21 protein-coding genes and 1 tRNA gene are annotated in these 22777 nt (G+C 61.0%); 5 read left to right on the forward strand and 17 right to left on the reverse strand.

Annotation, left to right across the window (positions count from 1 at the left end; all coding sequences use genetic code 11):
* Nucleotides 1-37: 37 nt before the first annotated feature.
* From ACTG2G_RS19545 to ACTG2G_RS19555, 3 genes are all read right to left on the reverse strand, one after another.
* Nucleotides 38-406, reverse strand: coding sequence for a cupin domain-containing protein (locus ACTG2G_RS19545; RefSeq protein ID WP_120414499.1), 369 nt, complete (start codon nt 404-406; stop codon nt 38-40).
* A 143-nt stretch (nt 407-549) separates the two neighbouring features.
* On the reverse strand, nt 550-2124 hold the full coding sequence (locus ACTG2G_RS19550; protein WP_005344770.1) for a cation:proton antiporter family protein: 1575 nt from the start codon (nt 2122-2124) through the stop codon (nt 550-552).
* 53 nt (nt 2125-2177) lie between these two features.
* A complete protein-coding gene (locus tag ACTG2G_RS19555; RefSeq protein ID WP_005337281.1) occupies nt 2178-2927 on the reverse strand; it encodes an HAD-IIA family hydrolase in 750 nt (249 codons plus the stop codon).
* A 197-nt stretch (nt 2928-3124) separates the two neighbouring features.
* On the opposite strand from ACTG2G_RS19555, the gene ACTG2G_RS19560 reads away from it, so the two are divergent.
* Nucleotides 3125-4189 (forward strand): adenosine deaminase, encoded by a 1065-nt coding sequence (locus ACTG2G_RS19560; RefSeq protein WP_439985771.1) that lies wholly within the window; start codon nt 3125-3127, stop codon nt 4187-4189.
* A gap of 111 nt (nt 4190-4300) precedes the next feature.
* Here the strand turns inward: ACTG2G_RS19560 and ACTG2G_RS19565 are convergent, their stop codons facing one another.
* The 4 genes from ACTG2G_RS19565 to ACTG2G_RS19580 form a co-directional block, all read right to left on the reverse strand.
* Nucleotides 4301-5287 carry a zinc-binding dehydrogenase gene (locus tag ACTG2G_RS19565; protein WP_236302838.1) on the reverse strand — a complete coding sequence of 329 codons (987 nt, stop codon included), beginning with the start codon at nt 5285-5287 and terminating at the stop codon, nt 4301-4303.
* Nucleotides 5288-5433: 146 nt separating this feature from the next.
* Nucleotides 5434-6555, reverse strand: a complete 1122-nt coding sequence (locus ACTG2G_RS19570) for an alkene reductase (protein ID WP_236302839.1) — start codon at nt 6553-6555, stop codon at nt 5434-5436.
* Nucleotides 6556-6738: 183 nt separating this feature from the next.
* The gene (locus tag ACTG2G_RS19575; RefSeq protein ID WP_236302840.1) at nt 6739-8274 is read right to left on the reverse strand and encodes a TerC family protein; all 1536 of its coding nucleotides are present in this window, start codon (nt 8272-8274) and stop codon (nt 6739-6741) included.
* 300 nt (nt 8275-8574) lie between these two features.
* Nucleotides 8575-9501, reverse strand: coding sequence for a cation diffusion facilitator family transporter (locus tag ACTG2G_RS19580; protein ID WP_005361338.1), 927 nt, complete (start codon nt 9499-9501; stop codon nt 8575-8577).
* A gap of 167 nt (nt 9502-9668) precedes the next feature.
* On the opposite strand from ACTG2G_RS19580, the gene ydiJ reads away from it, so the two are divergent.
* From ydiJ to ACTG2G_RS19600, 4 genes are all read left to right on the forward strand, one after another.
* The gene (ydiJ, locus tag ACTG2G_RS19585; protein ID WP_439985130.1) at nt 9669-12740 is read left to right on the forward strand and encodes a D-2-hydroxyglutarate dehydrogenase YdiJ; all 3072 of its coding nucleotides are present in this window, start codon (nt 9669-9671) and stop codon (nt 12738-12740) included.
* Nucleotides 12740-13228, forward strand: coding sequence for a hypothetical protein (locus ACTG2G_RS19590; protein ID WP_439985129.1), 489 nt, complete (start codon nt 12740-12742; stop codon nt 13226-13228). The genes ydiJ and ACTG2G_RS19590 overlap by 1 nt, the downstream gene beginning before the upstream one ends.
* A 168-nt stretch (nt 13229-13396) precedes the next feature.
* On the forward strand, nt 13397-13858 hold the full coding sequence (locus ACTG2G_RS19595; RefSeq protein WP_216963333.1) for a hotdog fold thioesterase: 462 nt from the start codon (nt 13397-13399) through the stop codon (nt 13856-13858).
* Between the two features lie 180 nt (nt 13859-14038).
* Nucleotides 14039-15934, forward strand: coding sequence for a DEAD/DEAH box helicase (locus ACTG2G_RS19600; RefSeq protein ID WP_199258754.1), 1896 nt, complete (start codon nt 14039-14041; stop codon nt 15932-15934).
* A 448-nt stretch (nt 15935-16382) separates the two neighbouring features.
* Here ACTG2G_RS19600 and ACTG2G_RS19605 read toward each other — a convergent pair.
* The 10 genes from ACTG2G_RS19605 to ACTG2G_RS19650 all read right to left on the reverse strand — a co-directional run bounded on the left by ACTG2G_RS19605 (nt 16383) and on the right by ACTG2G_RS19650 (nt 22671).
* Nucleotides 16383-16470, reverse strand: a tRNA-Ser gene (locus ACTG2G_RS19605).
* Nucleotides 16471-16615: 145 nt separating this feature from the next.
* A complete protein-coding gene (locus ACTG2G_RS19610) occupies nt 16616-17233 on the reverse strand; it encodes a TPM domain-containing protein (protein ID WP_167569456.1) in 618 nt (205 codons plus the stop codon).
* A 20-nt stretch (nt 17234-17253) separates the two neighbouring features.
* Nucleotides 17254-17979, reverse strand: a complete 726-nt coding sequence (locus ACTG2G_RS19615; RefSeq protein ID WP_005346567.1) for a TPM domain-containing protein — start codon at nt 17977-17979, stop codon at nt 17254-17256.
* Complete coding sequence (locus ACTG2G_RS19620) at nt 17976-18566, reverse strand: LemA family protein (RefSeq protein WP_005346564.1); 591 nt, start codon at nt 18564-18566, stop codon at nt 17976-17978. Before ACTG2G_RS19620 ends, ACTG2G_RS19615 begins: the two co-directional genes overlap by 4 nt.
* An 85-nt stretch (nt 18567-18651) precedes the next feature.
* Nucleotides 18652-19389, reverse strand: coding sequence for a penicillin-insensitive murein endopeptidase (mepA, locus tag ACTG2G_RS19625; protein ID WP_005359850.1), 738 nt, complete (start codon nt 19387-19389; stop codon nt 18652-18654).
* Entirely contained in the window at nt 19383-19574 is a 192-nt protein-coding gene (locus ACTG2G_RS19630) for a hypothetical protein (protein ID WP_257691729.1), read from the reverse strand. The genes mepA and ACTG2G_RS19630 overlap by 7 nt, the downstream gene beginning before the upstream one ends.
* Complete coding sequence (locus ACTG2G_RS19635; RefSeq protein ID WP_439985772.1) at nt 19574-20314, reverse strand: ABC transporter permease subunit; 741 nt, start codon at nt 20312-20314, stop codon at nt 19574-19576. The genes ACTG2G_RS19630 and ACTG2G_RS19635 overlap by 1 nt, the downstream gene beginning before the upstream one ends.
* On the reverse strand, nt 20287-21108 hold the full coding sequence (locus tag ACTG2G_RS19640) for a transporter substrate-binding domain-containing protein (RefSeq protein ID WP_064340006.1): 822 nt from the start codon (nt 21106-21108) through the stop codon (nt 20287-20289). The genes ACTG2G_RS19635 and ACTG2G_RS19640 overlap by 28 nt, the downstream gene beginning before the upstream one ends.
* A 2-nt stretch (nt 21109-21110) precedes the next feature.
* Nucleotides 21111-21908 carry an amino acid ABC transporter permease gene (locus ACTG2G_RS19645; RefSeq protein WP_439985127.1) on the reverse strand — a complete coding sequence of 266 codons (798 nt, stop codon included), beginning with the start codon at nt 21906-21908 and terminating at the stop codon, nt 21111-21113.
* Nucleotides 21901-22671 (reverse strand): amino acid ABC transporter ATP-binding protein, encoded by a 771-nt coding sequence (locus ACTG2G_RS19650; protein WP_416004607.1) that lies wholly within the window; start codon nt 22669-22671, stop codon nt 21901-21903. The genes ACTG2G_RS19645 and ACTG2G_RS19650 overlap by 8 nt, the downstream gene beginning before the upstream one ends.
* Nucleotides 22672-22777: the final 106 nt, after the last annotated feature.

Below are 22777 nucleotides of genomic sequence, written 5' to 3' on the forward strand. Positions count from 1 at the left end.
ATAAGGGCTGCTGCAACAGGGCTGGGTGACGTGAACGTCAAGCAGAGGCGGGTTCGAAGATCACATAGACCTTGCGACAGGGGGTAAGGGTCTCCCACTCGCCGACAAAACCGGCGGGAATCACGAATTGATCGCCGGGTTTGAGGGCTAGCTGGCCGCCCAGACTGTCGTGGATCACCACATCCCCCTCCAGCAACTGGCAATACTCGTGCTCGGTGTAGTGGATGGCCCAGCGGCCAGGCTCGCAAGCCCAGAAGCCCACGTGAAACTGCTGGCTGGGGTCGGAGTAGTGGTTCCACACCGTTTGCGCCGGGTTGCCCGCTTTAATGCGCTCGGGGGCTGGCATCAGCGGGGTAGGGGCTACCTCGTGGCGGCCCGGCAAAATCCAGTCGTTGAGGGTCTTCATGGTGCCTCCTTGGCTTCTGCAGATAGGAACGCGGGGCCATCCCGGCCCCGCGTTTGTTCGTTTTATTAAACGAGGTTGTGCATAACTTAAACGATGCGTTCCTCCTTGCCAAGAGCCCTTGCCAAGGGCTGCTGGCCGACGACTCAAAGCGGCTGCAAGCGGCGGATCACATGGCGAGCAAAGCCGCTGCCCGCTTCGTTGTAGACGTTGAACACCGCATCCACCCCCTGCTCCTGCAAGGAGGCGATATCATCCTCGAAGCGGACGATGGCGGCGATCTTGCCGTTGAACCCGTGGCTGCGCAGCTTCTCGATGGCGTAGAGGTTACCCGAGTGGTGGGGCATCGCCAGCAGCACCAGATTGACCTGATTGGAGAGCAGCACCTTGTCCCAGAAGTCGGTATCGGTGGCATCCCCCTCGATGACGTTCATCCCCTGGGCTCGCAGGGTGGGCAGTTTCTCGCTGTCGTTCTCCACCCCGAGGATGACGTTGCCGTACTTGTTCTCCAGCTCGAAGTAGGCCCCCTGACCGATCCGTCCCATACCGAGGATGATCACCTCGGCATCGCCCAATTCGATGGGTCTGTCTTCCGGATGGAGGTTGCTCGCCTGTAGCCCCCGCAGCCAGTGGCCGATGCGGTGGTAAATGCGCTCGCTCTGGGCATTGAGCGGGGCAGAGATCATAAAGCTCGCCGCCAGTGCAAGCGAGACCGCAACCAGCCACTCGTGGGAGAGCCAGCCCGCCTTGGCGGCAATGGCGGCGACGATGAGGCCAAACTCCGAGAAGTTGGTGAGCGCCAGGGTCGAGAGCAGTGCGGTACGCACCCGCAGGTGGGCGCCGCTGTAGACCAGATAGTAGAGGACACTTTTGAGAGGCAGGGCCAGCACCAGCGCCAGTGCCAGCAACATGGTGTCGTGGGTCGGCAGGCCGTTGAGACCGATGGTGAGAAAAAAGCAGACCAGAAAGAGGTCTTTGAGGTTGAAGAGCGCCTTTGCAAGCCCCGCCGCAGCCGGATGAGAGGCGAGCAGCATGCCGATGATGAGGGCCCCCAGATCCGGCTTGAGGCCGACCACTTCAAAACCGGCAGCCCCGACCACCAGCGCCAAAAACACCCCGAACAGCACCTGCAGCTCGCCGTGCCCGGCCCGCTCCAGCAGCTTGAACAGCAGCGGGCGCAGCAGCGGCAATCCCAGTACCCAGAGCGCCCAGATACTGGGCCACTTGCCGCTGGAGAAGGCCAGAAACGCCACGGCGAACACATCCTGCATGACCAGCACCCCGATGGCGATGCGGGCGTAGAGGGCATTCATGTCGCTGCGATCTTCCAGCACCTTGACCGCAAAGACGGTGCTGGAGAAGGAGAGGGCAAAGCCCAGCAGCAGCGCCAGTTTCCAGTCCAGCGACAGGGCAAGTTCAAGCCCCAGTCCCTTGCAGACCAGCAGCACTACGGTAAAGAGCAGGGTGGAGAGCAGCAGGTGCAGGCTGGTGGTGCCCCACACATCGCGCCGCATCAGGGTTTTGATATTGAGCTTGAGGCCGATGGTGAACAGCAGCAGGGTGACGCCGAGATCGGCCACCTCGCTTAGGGCGGGGGTATTTTCATATCCCATGCCGTTGAGGATAAAACCGGCGGCCAGGAAGCCGAGCAGGGGGGGCAGGCCAATCAGATTGACTACCATGCCGCAGCCAAAGGCCACGGCGATCAGAATGGGTTCCATAACAATCCTGCAAGGGCAGGAGAGACCTGCCCTGTTTAACGCTTGGGTGGTGATTAGACGATATCGATGTCAACCACGGAGTCGAAGATGTGATTCGGCCGAAACGGCATGCGGTCTATATCGGCGACCTTGCTCACCCCGGAGAGCACCAGCACCGTCTCGAGACCGGCCTGAAAGCCCGCCAGAATGTCGGTGCGCAGGTTGTCGCCGATGATGATGGTGTCGTCGGAGTGGGCCTCCATCCGGTTGAGCGCCGCACGGATGATCCAGGCGCTCGGCTTGCCGACATAGAACGGCTTCTTGCCGGTCATCCGCTCGATGGGGGCGCACAGGGCGCCGCAGGCCGGGTGCATCATGGGGCCGTGGGTATCGGGGTTGGTGGCGATAAAGCGGGCCCCCTGATCGACGAACTTGGCCCCCTGTTGCATCATGGTCCAGTTGTAGTTGCGGGTCTCGCCCACCACCACGAAGTCCGGGTCGATATCGGTGATGGTGAAACCGGCCTTGTAGAGCTCGTGGGTCAGTGCCCCTTCACCGATCACATACGCCTTCTTGCCATCCTGTCGCTTGAGAAAGTCGGCGGTACCCATGGCGGAGGTGTAGAAGCACTCCTCCGGCACTTCGATACCTGCGGAACGGAAGCGGTTTTGCAGATCTTTCTGGGTCTGGGCCGGGTAGTTGGTGAGGAACAAGAGCTTGCTGCCCTGCTCCAGCAGGCGATGGACGAAACGGTCGGCACCGGGGATGAGATCGTTGTTGTGCAGGATGACACCGTCGATATCGCAGATGACGTTCTTCTTCATGAAAACTCCTTGTCAGGGCGCAGGCGAGCCGCCAATCGTTAAGATGTTCAATCATTTATGATTTTTGTGACGCCATTATAAGTCTGTTTGATGACAAGTCTCCCCTGTCTCGCCACTTCGGTGCACAATAAAGCTGCCGTCGGGTCAGTCTGGTGGAGGGGCTGACGCCGGATCACTTTGCTGATGGAGCCGTCGCTATGGACACCCCGATTCCCAAGCCAGTCACCCCCGAACACCTCACCGCCGCGCAATTTATCGCCGGACTGCCGAAACTGGAGCTGCACCTGCATATCGAGGGCAGCCTCGAACCCGAGCTGATGTTTGAGCTGGGCCGCCGCAACGGTGTGCCATTGCCCTGGCCCGACGTGGCCAGCGTGCGCGCCGCCTATGACTTTGACTGCCTGCAATCCTTTCTCGACCTCTACTATCGCGGCGCCAGCGTGCTGGTGACCGAGCAGGACTTCTTCGACCTCACCTGGGCTTATCTTGAGCGGTGCGCTGCCGACAAGGTGGTGCATGTGGAGATCTTCTTCGACCCGCAGACCCACACCGCCCGCGGTATCCCCTTTGCTACTGTGCTGGGCGGTATCGAGCGGGCGCTGCAGAGCGGGGAGAAGGAGTTTGGCATCAGCTGGCGGCTGATCATGAGCTTTTTGCGCCACCTCAGCGAGGATGAAGCGTTCGCTACGTTGGCAGAGGCTGAGACCTTCCTGTCACGCATTCACGGCATCGGCCTTGACTCGGGGGAGAAGGGTAATCCGCCAACCAAGTTTGCCCGGATTTTTGCCAAATGCCGCGAGCTGGGGCTGCCGGTGGTGGCCCACGCAGGTGAAGAGGGCCCTGCCGACTACATCTGGCAGGCGATCAACGAGCTGAAGGTATGCCGCATCGATCACGGGGTGCGCTCGGCCGACGATCCCGAGCTGCTGCGCTATCTGGCGGATACCCGCTTGCCGCTCACCGTATGCCCCCTCTCCAACACCCGGCTCAAGGTGTTCGGCAATATGGCCCAGCACAATGTGTTGCGGCTGCTGGAGCAGGGGCTCTGCGTCACCATCAACTCGGACGATCCCGCCTACTTTGGCGGCTATATGAATGCCAACTTTGCGGCGCTGGCCGATGGCCTTGGCGCGACCATGAGCCAGCTCTGCCGCTTGTCGCTCAATGCCGTTGAGGCGAGCTGGCTGTCTCTGGCCGACAAAGCACGGCTGACCCGTGAGATCCGCAGTTATGCCGCGACTCACGGGGTGATCTTGCACTGAGTCAGGCGCCAATGAAGTCGAGATGACATGCACTATATAAAGAGAGGCCCGCCATTACTGGCGGGCCTCTCTTATTTCAAAGACTGGTGTGGTTATCGGGAAAGGTCAGCGTTATGCCACTCGCACCAGAAACTTCTCGCCCTGTCCTTCACGCTTGAAGCGCTCGAGCAGGGTGGGCAGCGCCTCGAAATTGCCGACCATCAGCGGCGGCAGGGTCAGCTCGCCGCTCGCCATCTGCTCCATCATGGCAACACCGGCGGCCACCAGTCGGCTCCACTGCTTGTCGGTGCCAAAGGCGTGCTGGGCGCCCAGCGCAATCTCGTGCAACGAATGGCAATGGGCAAAGGCGGGCAGCGGATTGTGCGGGATGCGCCCGAGCACAGTCACCATATGGCCGTAGTAGCCAAGGGCTGGCAGCAGGCTCTCTGCCTGTTGGCTGGAGACCAGATCAATGATCCCCTCGAACGGCTCGTTGCCGTTGGCGGCCTGCAAGGTGGCCAGCCAGTCGGGATCCCGATAATCGGCTACACCCTGCACACCGATCTGTTTGAGCCAGTGATGGTGGCGTGGACTGACGCTGGCAAAGACCCGCGCTCCCTGTTTAAGGGCGAGCTGCACTGCAAAGCGACCCACACTGCTACCGGCACCGGTAATGAGCAGCGCTTCCCCGTGCAGGCGCGGCAGCTTGGCCAGAGCCTGCCAGGCGGTGAGGCCTGGGCAGGGCAGGGCGGCGGCCGCCTCGTCACTCAGGGCATCGGGTACCGGCAGCAGCGCGCGGGCGGGCACTCTGGTGTGACGGGCAAAGCTGCCGTGGTGGCGCAGGTCGGTGTGATAGGCGACCCGGGCACCGAGGCGCAGATGGCTGACGTTGGTGCCGAGGGCCACGATAGTGCCCATGCCATCGACACCGGGCACCTGACCATCCTGCCAGTTGGAGTGGCCGTATTCGATCAGCTTCCAGTCCACGGGATTGAAGGCGATGACCCGGTTGGCCACCAGCACCTCGTCAGGAGCGAGCGGTGTCAGGGGCAGCGCGGCGAGGGTAAGCTGGGTCGGTTCACCGGGGGCATGCCAGCACCAGGCTTGGGTGTGATCCATGATGACTCCTTGTAAAAGCGAGGGGAGATAGCAACGAGATCTTTGCAACAGCAAGGCCGTGAAACTGCCACTGCTGCGAATGGGCAACAATACGGCAGGCCCCAATCTGTGGGGCCTGCGTTACGTGGCCGGTTGGCCATGGGCAATCAGCGGCTGGCCGCTGCGTCGTCAGCCTGATAGACGGGGTAGTCGGTCAGCCCCTTCTCGCCGCCGCCAAACAGGGTTGCCGGATCGTGGGGGGCCAGCGGATAGCCGTGGCGCAGCCGGTTCGGCAGGTCCGGATTGGCGATGAAGGGGCGGCCAAAACCAATCATGTCGGCCCAGCCCGCGTCGAGGGCGGCACGAGCACGCTCCCCGTCATATTTACCGGCATAGATCAGGGTGTTGGGGAAGGCATCCCGCAGGCCCTGCTTGAAGTTCTCCGGCATCAGGGGAGCATCGTCCCAGTCCGCCTCGGCGATGTGCAGGTAGACCACGTTGAGCTGGCCAAGCAGGCGGGCGGCCGCCAGATAGGTCTCCTGCGGGTTTGCATCCACTGTGCCGTTGAGGGTGGTGAGCGGCGCAAGACGCACCCCGACCCGGTCGGCCCCGATTTCACTACTGACCGCCTCGGTCACCTCTTTGAGGAAGCGCAGCCGGTTTTCCAGCGATCCGCCGTAACTGTCGGTGCGGGCGTTGGATTCGGAGTCGAGGAACTGGTTGATCAGATAACCGTTGGCGGCATGCAGCTCGATGCCGTCAAAACCGGCGCTGATGGCGTTGCGAGCCGCCTGACGGAACTGGCCCACTACCGCATCGATATCGGTCTGGGTCATGGCGCGCGGGGTGACGGTCTCGACAAAGCCCGGCGCATCGCTGCCGTTATCGACGAACACCTTGACGCCCACTGCGGGCAGAGCTGAAGCGGAGATGGGTTGGGCACCGCCGATGTTGTCCGGATGGGTGACCCGGCCCACGTGCCAGAGCTGGGCGAAGATGGTGCCCCCCTTGGCGTGCACGGCATCGGTCACAAGCTTCCAGCCAGCGATCTGCTCGGCGCTGTAAATCCCCGGCGTCCAGGCATAGCCCTTGCCCATGGGGTCGATTGGGGTGCCTTCACTGATGATCAGACCCGCCTCGGCGCGCTGGGCGTAGTAGTTCGCCATCATGGCGTTGGCCACATCACCCGGCTGACTGGCACGGGAACGGGTCATGGGGGGCATGACGATGCGGTTGGCAAGGTGCAACTGACCGAGGCGCAGCGGGCAGAACAGGTGATCGTGGCTCATCTTGAGTTCCTCATGGTGGAAGTGAGGCCACTTTATGCCGCTATCTTGTTGTGAAAAAGAGGGGTAATTGCACAAGAGAATTGCGCGTGATGCAGTAATCAGCGCACACCATCAGGAAATAAGGCGTCGAAGCATAAAAAAGAGGGCCATCTGGCCCTCTTCTGCTCTCTGTTGGTGACGGGGTCAAGCGGTGGCAGGCATCACCTTCACCCGCTCGATACGCCGCTCGCTCACTTCGATCACCTCGAAGTTGAGTTGCTGCAGTTGCAGTTGCTGGCCCGGAGTGGGCAGGGTGCCGAAGTGGGAGAGTAGCATGCCCGCCAGGGTCACATACTCGTCGCTCTCGCTCACCAGCCCCTCGTGTTCCAGCACCTGTTCCACATGGTGGATGTTGGTGCTGCCGTTGATGAGCCAGCCTTCACCATCGCGCACGATATCAGGGGTTTCGTCCTCGTCTGGCAGCTCGCCGACGATGGCCTCCAGCAGATCGTGGGTGGTGACCAGCCCCTGGATCACGCCAAACTCGTCGGAGACCAGAATCAGGCTCCCCTTGGCTTTGCGCAGTTCCGCCAGCAGGCGGATCACGTTGATGGTCTGCGGCACGATAATGGGGTCATTTTGTTTGGCCAGTTCGCTTAAGGATTGTCCTTCGTTCAAGGCAAACAGCAGGTCGCGCGCCTTGACCACCCCGACTACCTCGTCCAGATCCCCGTCACAAATGGGGAACAGGCTGTGGGGCTCGCGCTGCAACAGGGCTCGGATCTCGTTGCTGGAGTCATTGATATCGATCCAGGCCACCTCGGAGCGCGGAGTCATGATGGTGCGGATGGAGCGTTCGGCCAGCGACAGCACCCCCGTCACCATGTAGCGTTCCTCTTCCCCAAAGCTCACCGGCTCGGTGGTCGGTGCATCCATATCGTCATCCGGTTGATCCTGATAGGCCTTGCTGCCCATTAACTTGAAGATGGCGGCAGTGGTCCGCTCCCGTAGTGGCATTCTGGCTTCGTGACGCATGGCACTGCGCTGGGCCAGCTGGTTGAAAAACTCGATCAGCACCGAGAAGCCGATGGCTGCGTAGAGGTAGCCCTTCGGAATATGGAAACCGAACCCTTCCGCCACCAGGCTGAAGCCGATCATCAGCAGGAAGCTCAGGCAGAGCACTACCACAGTCGGGTGGGCGTTGACGAAGCGGGTCAGTGGCTTGGAGGCGAGCACCATGACCACCATGGCGATGGTCACGGCGGCCATCATGACGCCAAGGTGTTCCACCATGCCGACGGCGGTGATGATGGAGTCCAGCGAGAAGACCGCATCGAGCACCAGAATTTGGGCGATCACCACGCCGAAGCTGGCGTAGACACCGACTGGGCCGTCATCCTGGGGTTTGGCTTCCAGCCGCTCGTGCAGCTCGGAGGTAGCCTTGAACAGCAGGAACAGGCCACCTCCCATCAGGATCAGGTCCCGACCTGAGAAGGGGTGATCCCACAGGTGCAAAATCGGAGTGGTGAGGGTGACCAGCCATGACATGACACTCAAGAGGCCAAGGCGCATCAGCAGCGCCAGCGACAAGCCGATGACGCGTGCCTTGTCCCGCTGGGCGGGAGGCAGTTTTTTCACCAGAATGGCGATAAAGACCAGGTTGTCGATCCCCAGCACGATTTCCAGAATGATCAGGGTAAACAGACCGATCCAGATATGGGGATCCAGCAGCAATTCCATTGTATGACCTCAATAAAAACAGACAGAGCAGAGAGTGATCACGGCGCGCGATGGCCGCAGTAACAGCAAGGCAAAGGTGTTATTCAGAGGCGCTGATTAAGCAGAAAAAGATAGGCTTTGACAGAGAGAGACGAAGGGCAACTTCGGGGATTGTCCATGATGGGCAATAAAACCTCGGGTGAAAAATGAGCCCTGATGATAGCGGCTGGCGCCAATTTGGCAAGAGCAGCGTCAGCGAGGCGTGATGGGGTTGTGATGCGACAGGGGGAGGCAGCGGTGCCGCTCTCCCCCGTGCGGTCGTTACAACCAGCGCTTTTCGCGGGTGAAACAGACCGACAGCCAGGCATCGCCCAGGGTGTCGCCAAGGCGAGACCAGAGCTCCTGACGCAGGGCATCCTGACGTTCGACGGGCCACTCCTGACCCGGCGCCACCAGAATGTTCAATTCCAGATCGAAGCGGCGACCGCTTTTGGCCAGATGGCTGTAGCACTCGATGCCGTGGCGCTGGCGCAGCGCCTCGATCTCCTGCTCGACTTGCCGTGGCACATCTCCCTTGGGGGCGATCTTCAACACTTCCCGCAGGTTGCGACCGAGCACCTTGATGGGAATGAGAGTGGCGCAGAGGGCCAGCAGCGAGACCAGCACCGGGTCTATGTAGCGGTTGTATTGGCCGTAGCCGATGGCATCGAGGCCGATGGCGACTACGAAACCGATAAGCAGGGTGGCGCTGAGCAGTGTATCCACCAGCCACTCCTTGGAGTCGACCCGCACCAGCTCGGAGTCTACCTGTTCGGCAACCTGGGCTTCGATGCGATAGATGATGGCGCAGAAAAAGGTGGAGACGGCGGCATAGATAAGGGCGTGGCCGAGATCGATCTCTCGTCCGCCATCTAGCAGGGTGGTGATGCCGCTATAGAGAGCGCCAAGGCAGAGCAGCAGAATAATGGTGCCATTGATGACGTTGGTGATGGGCTCGAAGTGGGCGTAGCCATACTGGAAGCGCGCATCGGAAGGGCGGGTAACGAGATAGGCAGTGACCAGACCGAGGCCTGTCATGCCCATGCTGAACAGGGTGAAGATACCATCGAGCATGATGGCGTTGGAACCGACGAAGAGGCCGTAGCCGATGCCGAAGATGGCAAAGGTGATGCAACCGAACAGCGACAGGGTAAGCGCCTGTTTTTCGGTGGTGACCAGCGTACTGATAACATGGCTGTGGTGAGCCATAAAAGTCCTCCTTTCAAATGGTGAATATTGCCAAGCGCAAGCGGTTTTCTAGCTGATATACTGCCCGCTCACATGTGAGCGGACTGGCCTGATTGCCATTGACAGGCGGCTGGCCAGTCGTAGTCGCCGGGGTGCCGGCATCAAGCAAAATAAGGGAACAAGGATTCATGATCCCGAGACTCGATTACCAGGACAGTTTGTCACCCACAACCCTGTCGTTCCTAGAGTTGCTAGGGCGCAGCGCCTTTCGTGGTGATATCGAAAAGTCTTATGCAAGCCGGTTGGCGATGGCGACGGATAACAGCGTCTATCAGGTAGTACCTCAGGCGGTTCTCTATCCGCGCAGTGCGGACGACATAGCAGCAATGCTCAAGCTGGCCGCAGAGCCGGCGTTCGCCTCCTTGAGTTTTTTCCCTCGCGGTGGCGGTACCGGCACCAATGGCCAGTCATTGGGCGGCGGCATTATCGTCGATCTCTCCCGTTATATGAACCAGATCATGGAAATTAATCTGGAAGAGGGGTGGGTGCGTGCCCAGGCCGGGGTGGTGAAAGACCAGCTCAACGCCTATCTCAAGCCCCATGGCTACTTCTTCTCGCCGGATCTTTCCACCTCCAACCGCGCCACCTTAGGGGGCATGATCAACACCGACGCCTCGGGGCAGGGGTCCCTCGTTTACGGTAAAACCTCGGATCACGTGCTGGGTCTCAAGGCGGTGCTGGAGAACGGTGACATCATGGCCACCGAGCCGCTGACCGGTGAGCGACTGGCCGACAAGCTGGCGCTGGAGAATCGGGAAGGGGAGATCTATCGCACCCTCTATCGCATCGGCAAGGAGCGTCGCGCCGACATCGAGGCGACCTTCCCCAAGCTCAATCGCTTTCTGACCGGTTACGATCTCAAGCACCTCTATCAACCCGATACCGACACGCTGGATGTGAGTCGGGTGCTGTGCGGCTCGGAAGGATCCTTGGGCTTTATCACCGAGGCCAAACTAAATATCACCCCCATCCCGCGCTACCGTACGCTCGTGAACGTCAAGTACGACAGCTTTCCTTCGGCTCTGCGCAACGCCCCCTTTATGGTGCAGGCGCAAGCGCTGTCGGTGGAGACGGTGGACTCCCGGGTGCTTGGGCTGGCCCGTGCCGACATCATCTGGCATTCGGTGAAAGAACTTATTCAGGATGTGCCCGGCAAGGATCTGCAGGGGCTCAACATCGTCGAGTTTGCCGATACCGACGAGGCAGAACACAAGGCCAAGGTGGCGGAGCTCTGCCGCCGTATCGACGACCTGCTGGCCAAGGGCGAGGCGGGGATCATCGGCTATCAGGTGTGTGACCACCTGCCGAGCATCGAGACCATCTACACCATGCGCAAGAAGTCGGTGGGGCTGCTGGGCAACGCTGAAGGACGCAAGAAGCCGGTCGCCTTCACCGAAGATACCGCCGTGCCGCCAGAGTCACTGGCCGATTTCATCATGGAGTTTCGTGCCCTGCTCGACGCCCACGGCCTCGACTACGGCATGTTTGGCCACGTCGATGCCGGTGTGCTGCACGTGCGCCCTGCGCTGGACTTGTGCGATCCCGAGCAGGAGGTGCTGCTGCGCCGCATCTCCGATCAGGTGGTGGCGCTCACCGCCAAATATGGCGGCCTGATGTGGGGCGAGCACGGCAAGGGCTTTCGTTCCGAATACAGCCCCGCCTTCTTTGGCGAGCTGTGGGAAGAGCTGCAGCGGGTCAAGGGGACGTTCGACCCGGCTAACCGCATCAACCCGGGCAAGATCTGTATCCCCTACGGTAGCGGCGCCGAGCTGGTGTCGGTGGATGGCCCCAAGCGCGGCAAGTATGACCGCCAGATCCCGCTCGCGGTGCGCACCAGCTACACCCGCGCCATGGATTGCAACGGCAATGGTCTCTGTTTCACCTTCGAGACCGACTCCCCCATGTGCCCCTCGGTCAAGATCAGCCGCGATCGCCGCCACTCCCCCAAGGGGCGGGCGGGCCTGATGCGTGAATGGTTGCGTCAGCTGGCGGAGCAGGGCTTCGATCCGTTGGCGGAAGAGGTGGCACTGCAATCCGGTGGTGTGCGCTTCAAACAGCTGGTGGACAAGGTGCGCAACAGCTGGGCCAAACAGCGCGGCGAGTATGATTTCTCCCACGAGGTGATGGAGGCGATGGCTGGCTGTCTGGCCTGCAAGGCGTGCACCAGCCAGTGCCCGATCAAGGTGGATGTGCCCGATTTTCGCGCCCGCTTTATGCAGCTTTACCACGGCCGCTACCTGCGTGCGCCGAAGGATTACTTCGTCGGCACGGTGGAGAGCTATGCGCCGTTGCTTGCCAAGGCGCCGAAGCTGGTCAACTTCTTCCTCGAAAAAGAGTGGGCCCAGAAGGCGACCGAGAAGAGTATCGGCATGGTGGATGTGCCGCTGCTCTCGGTGCCGACCCTGGCCGAGAGCCTGCACGATAACCGCGCCCGCTATTTTGATCTGCCGGGACTGGAGCGGATGAGTGCCGAGCAGCGCAAGCAGGTAGTGCTCATCGTGCAGGATCCCTTCACCAGTTATTACGATGCCCCCGTGGTGCGCGACCTGGTGAAACTGGCCAGCAAGCTCGGCTTCCAGCCCTATCTGCTGCCCTTTAAACCCAACGGCAAGCCCCAGCATATCAAGGGGTTCCTGCGCGCCTTTGCCCGCACCGCCGCCAACAGCGCCCAGTTCCTCAACAAGGTGGCGGCGCTTGGCATTCCCATGGTGGGGGTGGATCCGGCCATGGTGCTCTGCTATCGCGACGAGTATGCCAAGGCGCTGGGGTCGGCCCGCGGTGATTTTCAGGTGTTGTTGCCGCAGGAGTGGCTGCTCTCGCTGCCGGCAGATCAACTGCCTGCTAGCGCCAACAAGACCAAGATCGAGGAGGGGAGTGAGCCCTGGTATCTCTTTGCCCACTGCACCGAGAAGACCGCCAAGCCCTCCACTCACGGTGACTGGAGCACCCTGTTTGGCCGCTTCGGGGCCAGCTTGCAGCCGGTCTCTGTGGGTTGCTGCGGTATGGCGGGCACCTATGGTCACGACGTCAAACAGGTGGAGAACTCCAAGGGGATCTATGGACTGAGCTGGGCTGAGCCACTCGCGCACCTGCCCAAAGCGCGCTGTCTGGCGACCGGCTATTCGTGCCGCAGTCAGGTCAAACGGATGGAGGGGGAAAAGCTCAAACATCCATTGCAAGCCCTGCTGGAGCTGCTCTGATGCTGACGTTCCCCAAGCGGTTTCGGGTGCCGAAGGCCTATCGGCATCCACGTTTCTTGCTGTTACCCGCCACTCCCTCTCAGGCGGTGGTGGAGTTTGTCGCCATGTTGCGCGAGCGCGAGCAGCTCCATCAGCTGTTTCGCCCGAACGATCTCTGGCCCTCGGCCAATTTCAGCCTGAGCCAGCACGAAAGGGATCTGGAGTGGCAGCAGTCGGAGTTTCTGGCCAAGCGCTCCTTTGCCTATGGCCTCTGGAGCCCGGATCGGGAGCCGCAATTTTGGGGTGGGGTTTATCTCTACCCCTCGGTGTTGCCAGAGGTAGCGGTGGAGCTCTTCTTCTGGAAGGTGGCCGAGGCGCCCATCGCGGATGAGGAGCTGGAGACGCAGTTGCGCGAGTGGCTCGCCAGTGTGTGGCAGTGGCCAGAACCCCGCCTGCCGGGACGAGATGTGCCCTGGGCTGAGTGGCCCGGCGTTACCTACCCTTGGTGACATCCCGCTTAAGGGCATGATTGTGTAACATGCAGCTCCGGGTCGGGGCTGCGTTGTTACCACGTCACCTGATAACCAACAACTCATATAACAGAACCATGTTGCCGATGGAGGGCGTTTCACTCATATCGGTATGCATTCATCGCTTACATAAGGAGTCTGCTCGCAATGAGTCACGATATTGCGCACATCTGGCGTAAACCCATGAGTCTGGAGGGCCTCAACGCCACCTCTCGCAACACCCTGATGGCCCACCTCGATATCATCTACACCGCTTTTGGCCCCGACTGGTTGGAAGCGACCATGCCGGTGGATCACCGCACCCACCAGCCCCTTGGCATGCTGCATGGTGGTGCGTCCGTGGTGCTGGCGGAGACGCTTGGGTCGCTGGCGGCCAATATGGCGGTGGGGCCAGATAGCTACTGTGTGGGGTTGGAGGTGAATGCCAACCATCTGCGAGCCAAGCGGGAAGGAGTGGTGACCGGGCGTTGCGCGCCGCTCCATCTGGGAGCAACAACCCAGGTGTGGCAGATTGAAATTCGGGACGAACGTGAGCGTTTATTGTGCACCAGCCGACTGACCATGGCGGTGCTCAAACACAAGCGGGGCAAGGACTCCAGCGAGGAGTGATCTGCAATAACGCACTATGAGTGCAAAATAAGCAAGCCATACTCGCCAGATCCCTCTATAATTGCCAACGTCTTGAGAGGCTTATCACATTTTTCAAGACAGCAGAACAAAGTGGCGCTATAATCGCCGCCTTTTTGCTATTCCGCGGTGTTAGCCGCCTGCCTTAATCTGGAAGAATCTATGTCTGATACCGAACAACTGCCCCTTTTTAGTGAGCTTGGACTGGCCGCGCCTGTATTGAAAGCGCTGCAGGACGTGGGCTATGAGCGCCCGTCACCGATCCAGGCCGCAGCAATTCCCCACCTGATGGCGGGACACGATCTGCTGGGGCAGGCGCAAACCGGTACAGGGAAGACCGCTGCTTTTGCCTTGCCTCTGTTGTCTCGTCTGGAAGCTGGTAACCGCAACACCCAGATCCTGGTGCTGGCGCCTACCCGCGAACTGGCGCTGCAGGTGGCTGAAGCGTGCCAACGCTATGCACACCACATGCCTGATTTCCACGTGCTGCCGATCTACGGTGGTGCCTCCTACGAAACCCAGACCCGCGCCCTGCGTCGTGGTGCCCAGGTTGTCGTCGGTACTCCGGGCCGCGTGATGGATCTGATCCGTCGCAAGAACTTGGATCTCTCCGGCCTGAAAGCTCTGGTACTGGACGAAGCTGATGAAATGCTGCGTATGGGCTTCATCGACGACGTGGACTGGATCATGGAGCAGTGCCCGAGCTCTCGTCAGGTTGCTCTGTTCTCTGCCACCATGCCGGAGCAGATCCGTCGCGTGGCCCAGAAGCACCTGAAGCAGCCCAAAGAGATCAAGATCGCCTCCAAGACTGCTACCGCTACCACTATTCGCCAGCGTTACTGGCAGGTAACCGGTCTGCACAAGCTGGACGCCATGACCCGCCTGCTGGAAGTGGAATCCTACGAAGCCCTGCTGGTATTCGTACGTACCAAGAACGCTGCCGAAGAGCTGGCTGGCAAGCTGGCCGCACGTGGCCACGCCTGTGAAGCGCTGCACGGTGACATCCCGCAGAAGCTGCGTGAGCGTACCGTTGACAAGCTGCGTCAGGGCCAGCTGGACATCCTGATCGCCACCGACGTGGTTGCCCGTGGTCTGGACGTTGAGCGTATCACCCACGTAGTGAACTACGACATTCCGTACGACACCGAATCCTACGTTCACCGTATCGGCCGTACCGGTCGTGCCGGTCGCAAGGGCGAGGCCATCCTGTTCGTGGCTCCGCGCGAGCGCCGCATGCTGCGCGCCATCGAGCACGCAACCCGTCAGGCCATCGAGCCGATGAAGATGCCGAGCACCGAGGACATCAACCAGCATCGTCTGGCCAAGTTCAAAGAGCGCATCCGCGAAACCATGATGGGCGAAGAGCTCGAGATCTACCACAACCTGGTAAACGAGCTGATCGAAGAAGATTCTGCCGATCCGCTGGAGCTGGCTGCCGCACTGGCCAAGCTGGTACAGGGCGACCAACCGCTGCTGCTGGATGACTCCATCCCGGATCCGCTGTTCAACAACAGCAACGATCGTGGTGGCTTCGAGCGTCGTGACTTCAACGATCGCGGCGGTCGTGACTTCGGTGACCGTGGCGATCGTCCGGCCCGTCGCATGCCGTCCCTGGAGCCGCGTCCGCTGAAAGACAACCCGGATGTGGAGATGGAGCGTTACCGCGTAGACGTGGGTGCCCATCACGGTGTCAAGCCGGGCCAGATCGTGGGCGCCATCGCCAACGAAGCGAACATCGAGAGCCGCTTCATCGGCAACATCGACATCGCTGACGACTTCTCCACCGTTGACCTGCCCAAAGGCATTAGCGCCGATGTGCTGGAAGTGATCAAGAAAGCCCGTGTTTGCCAGCGTCCGCTGCAGATCACTCGCTACACCGAGGTGCCGGCCGGTGGCAACACCAGCAGCCGTCCGCCGCGCGGTGATCGTCCGTTCCGTGGCGACCGTCCTTTCAACAAGGATCGCCGTCCGCAGGGTGACCGTCCGTTCAACAAGGATCGCCGCGAAGGTGGTTTCAACAAAGATCGCAAATTCGGTGGCAAGCGCCGCGAAAGCTGATTGCTGATCCCGTTATGAAGAAGGCCGCTCATTGAGCGGCCTTTTTTTGTGCCAGCCTCTCGCGAGGCGGTAAGGTGCTGGTGCGCCGAGGATAACAGGAAAACTGTGCTCAGAGCCTTGTGGTGAGCGCTCAGGCTGCCATAAAGCTGTCATGCTGAGGAGATAGATGACGCCGACGTGGCATGCCTCACCATCGCCCTGAGGGTGGTTTGCTGGGTACCCGTCGCTGAGCGTTAGAAAAGGGGGGCATGCCGGCTAATGACACAACGGCGATGAGCAAGCCCATGCCCAACCAGCTGCTCCATGGGAAGTGCCGGGGAGGTGTTGCTCATACAGGCGATGGTCTGGCGAGAGTGCTCACCTGTTTATGTCGTTGTTGCAGTTGTCGGCACCGATGTTTGTGTTTTCCGGAAAGCAAAAAACCGACCATGAGGTCGGTTTTTTAATTTGGCGGTGAGGGAGGGATTCGAACCCTCGATACGTTGCCGTATACACACTTTCCAGGCGTGCTCCTTCAGCCACTCGGACACCTCACCAAATTTTCGTTCGCTGCGCTGTTGCGCTGGAACGGGGCGTAATTTAGGGGAAAGGGCTGTGTGGGTCAACCTCTTTTCCCCTTATTTTTCATAATCTTTTCCGAATGCCTAACCCTTGTGCAGAATGCCGGTTTTTTAAACCGGATCAGGGCTTGTCGAGGATGATCAGACTGTCCGGCAGCTCGTTTTGATCCCGGGTGGCCGGGAAGGCGTCGGTCAGAATGGCGCTAACGCGCTCCACGCACTCCAGAAAACCCTGTTCGATCTCCTTGTTGCGCACGCGCGCCACGAAGTCGTCGATGATCTCCTGCCACTGGCCGTTGTCGATATGCTGGGCGATGCCGTCATCCACCAGTATTTCTACATAGTGCTCGGCGACCGAGACGAAGATCAGCACCCCGAGCCGGTCGCGGGTGCGGTGCAGCCCTTGCTCGACAAATTGCAGGCGAGCCATCAGGGCCGCCCGGTGCTGGCGCACCTTTTTCGGGATGAGCCGCATCTTGATGGGGGTCCAGTGGAACAGCAGGCTCAGCAGCAGCCAGACCGACCACTGCACCAGCAGGATTTCGTACCAGCCGAGCCAGAAGCCGAGCTGGAACACCAGCAGCGGGGTGAGCATCGCCAGCAGCGCCGCCCAGAGGGTGGGAATGTAGCGATAGCCATCGCTGGCCGGGGCCAGCACGGTGACCAGTTCAGCATCAGTCTCTAGCTCCGCTTCGCGCACCTTTGCCTGAAGCGTGTGGAAGAACTGTTTAGAAATCATGATTTGTCTCTTTACTCCTGTTACCAGCCACCGGAGGCTCCGCCGCCGCCAAAACTGCCGCCGCCACCGCTGAATCCGCCGCCGGAGCGACCACCAAAGGAGCCGGCACCCAATCCACCAGCCATATAGGCCGACCGACGTCGTCCTCCCGGCCCACCGCCACCACCCCCGCGCAGGTTGTGGAGCACGATCATCGCAATCACCACCAGAATAAACAGCCAGGGGCCGCCACCGTTGTCACTCTTTGGCTGCTCGACCGGCTGATATTCTCCGGCGAGTGCCTTCATGATGCTCTGGCTGCCCGCCATGATCCCGGCCACCATATCGCCGCGCTTGAAGGCGGGCAGGATGCGGCCATGGATGATGTTGGCGGCGATGGCGTCGGGCAGGGCGCCTTCCAGCCCATATCCCACCTCGATCCGCACCTTGCGCTCATCCTGGGCGATCAGCAACAGCACGCCATTGTTTTTGCCTTTCTGGCCGATCCCCCAGTGGCGACCGAGCTGGTAGCCGTACTCCTCGATAGTCTCCCCATCGAGGCTGTCGACAGAGACCACCACCAGCTGGATGCCGCTGCGTTTTTCAAAGGCCGCCAGTTGCTGGGTCAGTTGATGGGCCTGTTTGCGGGACATCAGACTGGCTTCATCCACAACCCGTCCGCTCAGCGTCGGGAAGTCGGGTGCCGCTTGCAGGGCACTGGCCCAGAGCAGCAGACAGGGAAGAAACCAGCGCAGCATCATCTTCATTGGAAGCTGACCTTGGGCGCCTCATCGGCACCGGGTTTGGCACTGAAACTGGGTTTGGCTTCCAGATCCGAGTAGAGCAGCTTGGACCAGATAACGCCGGGGAAGGTGCGGATCTCGGTATTAAACTGGCGCACCGCCTCGATATAGTCGCGGCGTGCCACCGAGATGCGGTTCTCGGTTCCTTCCAGTTGAGCCTGCAGGGCAAGGAACTGCTGATCCGCTTTCAGCTCGGGGTAGCGTTCTACCACCACCATCAGGCGGGAGAGGGCGCTGGAGAGCTGGTTCTGCGCCGCTTCAAACTCCTTGAGCTGGGCAGGATCGCTCACCTGCACGCTGCCGACCCGGGCACGGGCATCGGTGACCGCCTTGAGGGTCTCCTGCTCATGGCTGGCGTAGCCCTTGACGGTTGCCACCAGATTGGGAATGAGATCGGCACGGCGCTGATACTGGTTTTCCACCTGCCCCCAGCTCGCCTTGACCTGCTCATCCAGGGTCGGAATGTTGTTCATGCCGCAGCCGGTCAGGCCGAGCAGCAGGGTCAGGGTCAACAGGCTCTGCGTGGTTCTGCGCCAGAGTGATGTGGCCATCTTGTTGTTCTCCTTTGATATTTCGAGTCGATACTGCGCCATGGATGGTGTACTACCAAGAGTGCATCACCATACCAGCTTGGGGTCAGTTGCCACAACGCGCAGGTAGCTCAGGTCGCTTGTTGATGCCTGAGACCTTGGGCAACTGGGGCTTGTCTTTTAGCCAGGAGGCCAGCTCTTCCCCACAGCCATTGCCGGGCGGAATGGGAGCCTGGGGTTCACAATCGGGGCTGCCCACCGGGCAGCGCAGCCGCACGTGGAAGTGGCTGAAGTGGCCCACCCAGGGGCGTAGCTTGGCGACCCAGGGTTCGTTACCAGCCTGTTGGCAGACCGCGGATTTGATCACCGGATTGACGAAGATGCGGGCCACCTCGGGTTTGCTGGCCGCAAGCCGCAGCAGGGTGAGCTGCTGGGGGCCAAAGCGGCCCGGTAACATCTTGTAGCTGGGTTCGTCGATCAGCGCCCACTCCTTGGGGGCATCCTGCTCCCATTTGCTGATGGGGCGGTTGGCCATGCGAAACCAGATATCGGCATCAAGTCCGGTCTGATGGCTGCGATGGCCGGAGGTAAAGGGGCCGCCACGGGCCATCGCCAGATCGGCGATATAGAGATCCGGCAGCCCGGCCATGCGGGTCTGGTTGGCCAGCGCTTGCAGATAGTGGATGAGGTCGGGGTGGCCGTAGTAGCGTAGCCGCTTGGTGCGGATCACCTGATAACCCGGCCCTTCGAGGGGCAGGGATACGCCGTTTTTCAGGCAACCGGCGGCATAACCGCCAATGGCTTCCGCTTGCAATACGGTCGCCAGCAACAGGGACGTCAGCATGTGCGTGCTCCTTGTCTTGCTTCGAGTCTGCTCAGCAATACGAACAGACTCAAACATATAAATAAATAGGCCGCGGCCACCAGCAGCCAGATCTCGTAGACCAGTCCGCTGGAGTTGGCCATCTCGGTGCCGACGAAGGTGAGCTCCTGCACCGAGATAAGGGAAACGATGGCGGTATCCTTCACTAGCGCAATGAGCTGGCCGGTGAGGGGGGGAGCATCAGCAGCATGGCCTGCGGCAGGATCACATGGCGCAGCCGCACCCAGGGAGAGAGCCCGAGGCTCTGCGCCGCCTCCCACTGGCCACGGGGGATGGCGGCCAGCCCGGCGCGGACGATCTCGGCGACGAAGGCTGCGCTGATCATGCCAACGCAGAGGGTGCCTGAGATGAGGTTCTCCCAGCGGGCAGGTGGGCCAAACAGCGCCTCTTGCCACGGGGAGAGTGATACGGTGCCGAGCCAGCGGGAGAGGCCGCTCGAAGGCAGCAGCTGGTTGGCGATAAAGAAGTAGAAGATGAAGATAAAGACCAGCGGCGGCAGATTGCGGATCAGCTGGATAAACAGGGTCGCGGGCATCACCAGCCAGGGGCGGCGGCTGAAGGCGGCTACCCCCAGCGCAGTGCCGAGCAGCAGCGCCAGTACCATGCCGAGCAGGGCGATGCGCAAGGTGGTGAGCAGACCGCTGAAAAAGTAGGGCAACTCGCCGTGAGGGCCGGGGGTGAACATCAGGTCGAAGGCTTCATGCCAGCGCCACTGATAGGCCACCCCGATGTGCAAGCGGCTGGCCAGCCAGAGGCCAGCCAGCAGCAGGATCAGGGCGATCGCCCCATCCAGCCAGTTGATGTTCCGACATGGCTTCCGGACGATGCGCCGGATGGTCTGTTTGAGGGCCATCAGCATCAGGGATTGGCGACCTGCGCTTCCCACGCCAGCGACTTGAACCAGTAGTCATGGCGCGCCTTGAGCCAGCCATCGGCCTGACGGGCGGCGATCCACTCGTTGAACTGTTCAGCCAGGGCATCATCCCCCTTGCGCAGGGCAAAGCCTTCATCGCCTTGTGCCAACGGCTCGGCAAACGGCATAAAGAGGGCATCCGGGTGGCGCAGCGCCTCTTGCTCGGGTTTCGGGGAAGAGGAGAGGGCACCGTGGGCGCGGCCGTTCAGCACCTCCTGAAAAACCTGTGACTCGTCATCAAACTGGCGCAGGGTGGCCTTGGGGAAGTGTTCTTTTGCCACCTGTACCGGTGAGGCGCCACGACGTACCGCCAGGATCACCCCGCGCTGGTTGAAGTCCGCCACGGTTTTCTTCTCTTTGGCCATGGTGCTGGAGGCGGCCAGCTGCACCCCCGAATGGGAGTAGGCCTGGGTGAAGCGCACGCTCTTCTCCCGCTCGGGGGTGATGGTGAGGCCGCCGATGATGACGTCATATTTTTTCGCCAACAGGGAGGGGATGATGCCATCCCAGGCGGTAGGCACGAACTCTACCTGCCAGCCGTTATCTGTGGCGAGGCGACGGGCCACGTCAATCTCGAAACCGATCAGGGCCCCCTGCTTGTCGCGCATCGCCCAGGGGGCGAAGGTGGACATGCCGACCCGCAGGGTACCGCTCTGCTCGATCTGTGCCTGGGTGTCGGAGGGGGCAGTTTCTGCCAGTGCCGGAGTGAGCAGGCTTGTCAGCAGCAGGGCAGCGCCCGACAGGGTGGTCTTGAATGACAGATTCATGGTTAGCGTCCTTGTTGATCCGGATTCAGGTGACGGGCCAGCGCCCGCGAACAGGCTGACAGCGTCAGGGTTAACAGCAAATAGAGGGCAGCTACGGTAAACCACACCTCAAAGGTCAGAAACGTATCGGCAACCAGAGTACGCCCTTCGTTGGTCAGATCGAAGATGGCGATCACACTCACCAGCGCCGAATGTTTGATAAGGGAGACCAGCTCGTTGGTGAGCGGCGGCAAGGTGATGCGCACCAGCTGGGGCAGGATCACCTTGCGCAGGGTGATGGCCCGTGACAAGCCAAGCGACTGGGCTGCCTCCCACTGTCCTTTGGGAATGGCATGTACGCCTGCACGCAGCACTTCGGCGGTGAAGGCCCCCTGATAGAGGGAGAGGCTCAACACGGCGCAGGCAAGGGGGGCCAATCCCAGCATGGGGCCCAGCAAGAAATAGAGAATATAGAGCTGCACCAGCTGGGGCGTGGTGCGCACCAGCGCCAGATAGGCGATGGCGAGCCATGGGCCGAGCCTGGAGGGAAGCAGCCGCAGGCTGACCACGCACACCCCGACCGCCAGAGTGCCCAACAGGCTGAGCAGCGCCACCTGCAAAGTGACCAGCAGGCCGTTTAGCAAGGGGCCGGCATAAAAGGTTCCCTCATCCCACTCGCCGAGAAAGGGCAACACCCGCGGCCACTGCCACTCATAGCCCATCTGGCGAGCGCCGCTATAGAGCGCCCAGCCCAGTAGCGCAGAGAGCATCACAGTGCCCGACAGCCAGCCAAGCAGGCGGGGGCGATTGAGCCTAGTCATGATAGCTAAGCACCTGTTCGAGGAAGGCCCGGGTGCGCGGGTGCCGGGGGGCGTTGAACAGTTGGGCGGGCGGGGCCGACTCGATGATTTTCCCCTCATCCATAAAGAGCACCCGATCCGCCACCTGACGGGCAAAGCCCATCTCGTGAGTGACGCAGATCAGGGTCATCCCCTCGTCAGCCAGCTCGCGGATCACATCGAGCACTTCGCGGATCATCTCGGGGTCGAGGGCGGAGGTGGGCTCGTCAAACAGCATCAGCTCGGGTTGCATGCAGAGGGAGCGGGCGATGGCGACCCGCTGCTGCTGGCCGCCGGAGAGCTGGTGGGGGTACTTGTCGGCCTGTGCCTGAATGCGCACCCGCTCGAGCAGCCCGAGCGCCCGGGCTTTGGCCTCCTCAGGGCGCAACCCCAGGGTATGCACCGGCGCCACCATCAGGTTCTCCAGCACCGTCATATGGGGGAAGAGGTTGAACTGCTGAAACACCATGCCGACCCGACCTTGCAGGCGACGCAAGTAGGCGGGGGTTACCGGCTCGCCAAACAGGAACAGCTGGCCGCCGTCGATCCCCTCCAGCCCGTTGATGGTGCGGATCAGGGTCGATTTTCCCGAGCCTGACGGGCCACAGATGACCCACTTCTCTCCCCGTTCAATGGTGAGATCGATGTGATGAAGAGCCTGAAAATCGCCATAGAATTTGTCGACGCCACAAAAGCGCACACAGGGTTGCGAGCTGGTCAAGAAGCGGGTTCCACTGAGAATCATTTACGCCATGGTATTGATTTTATAGGGGGATGACAAAGAAAACCCCCTTGTCAGCATCCTGATGGCTATTCACAATGACGCCATTTCGTGATGACAGGAGCTTTTC

This window comes from Aeromonas sp. 55A (assembly GCF_051919665.1).
Taxonomy (GTDB): Bacteria; Pseudomonadota; Gammaproteobacteria; order Enterobacterales; family Aeromonadaceae; genus Aeromonas; species Aeromonas veronii.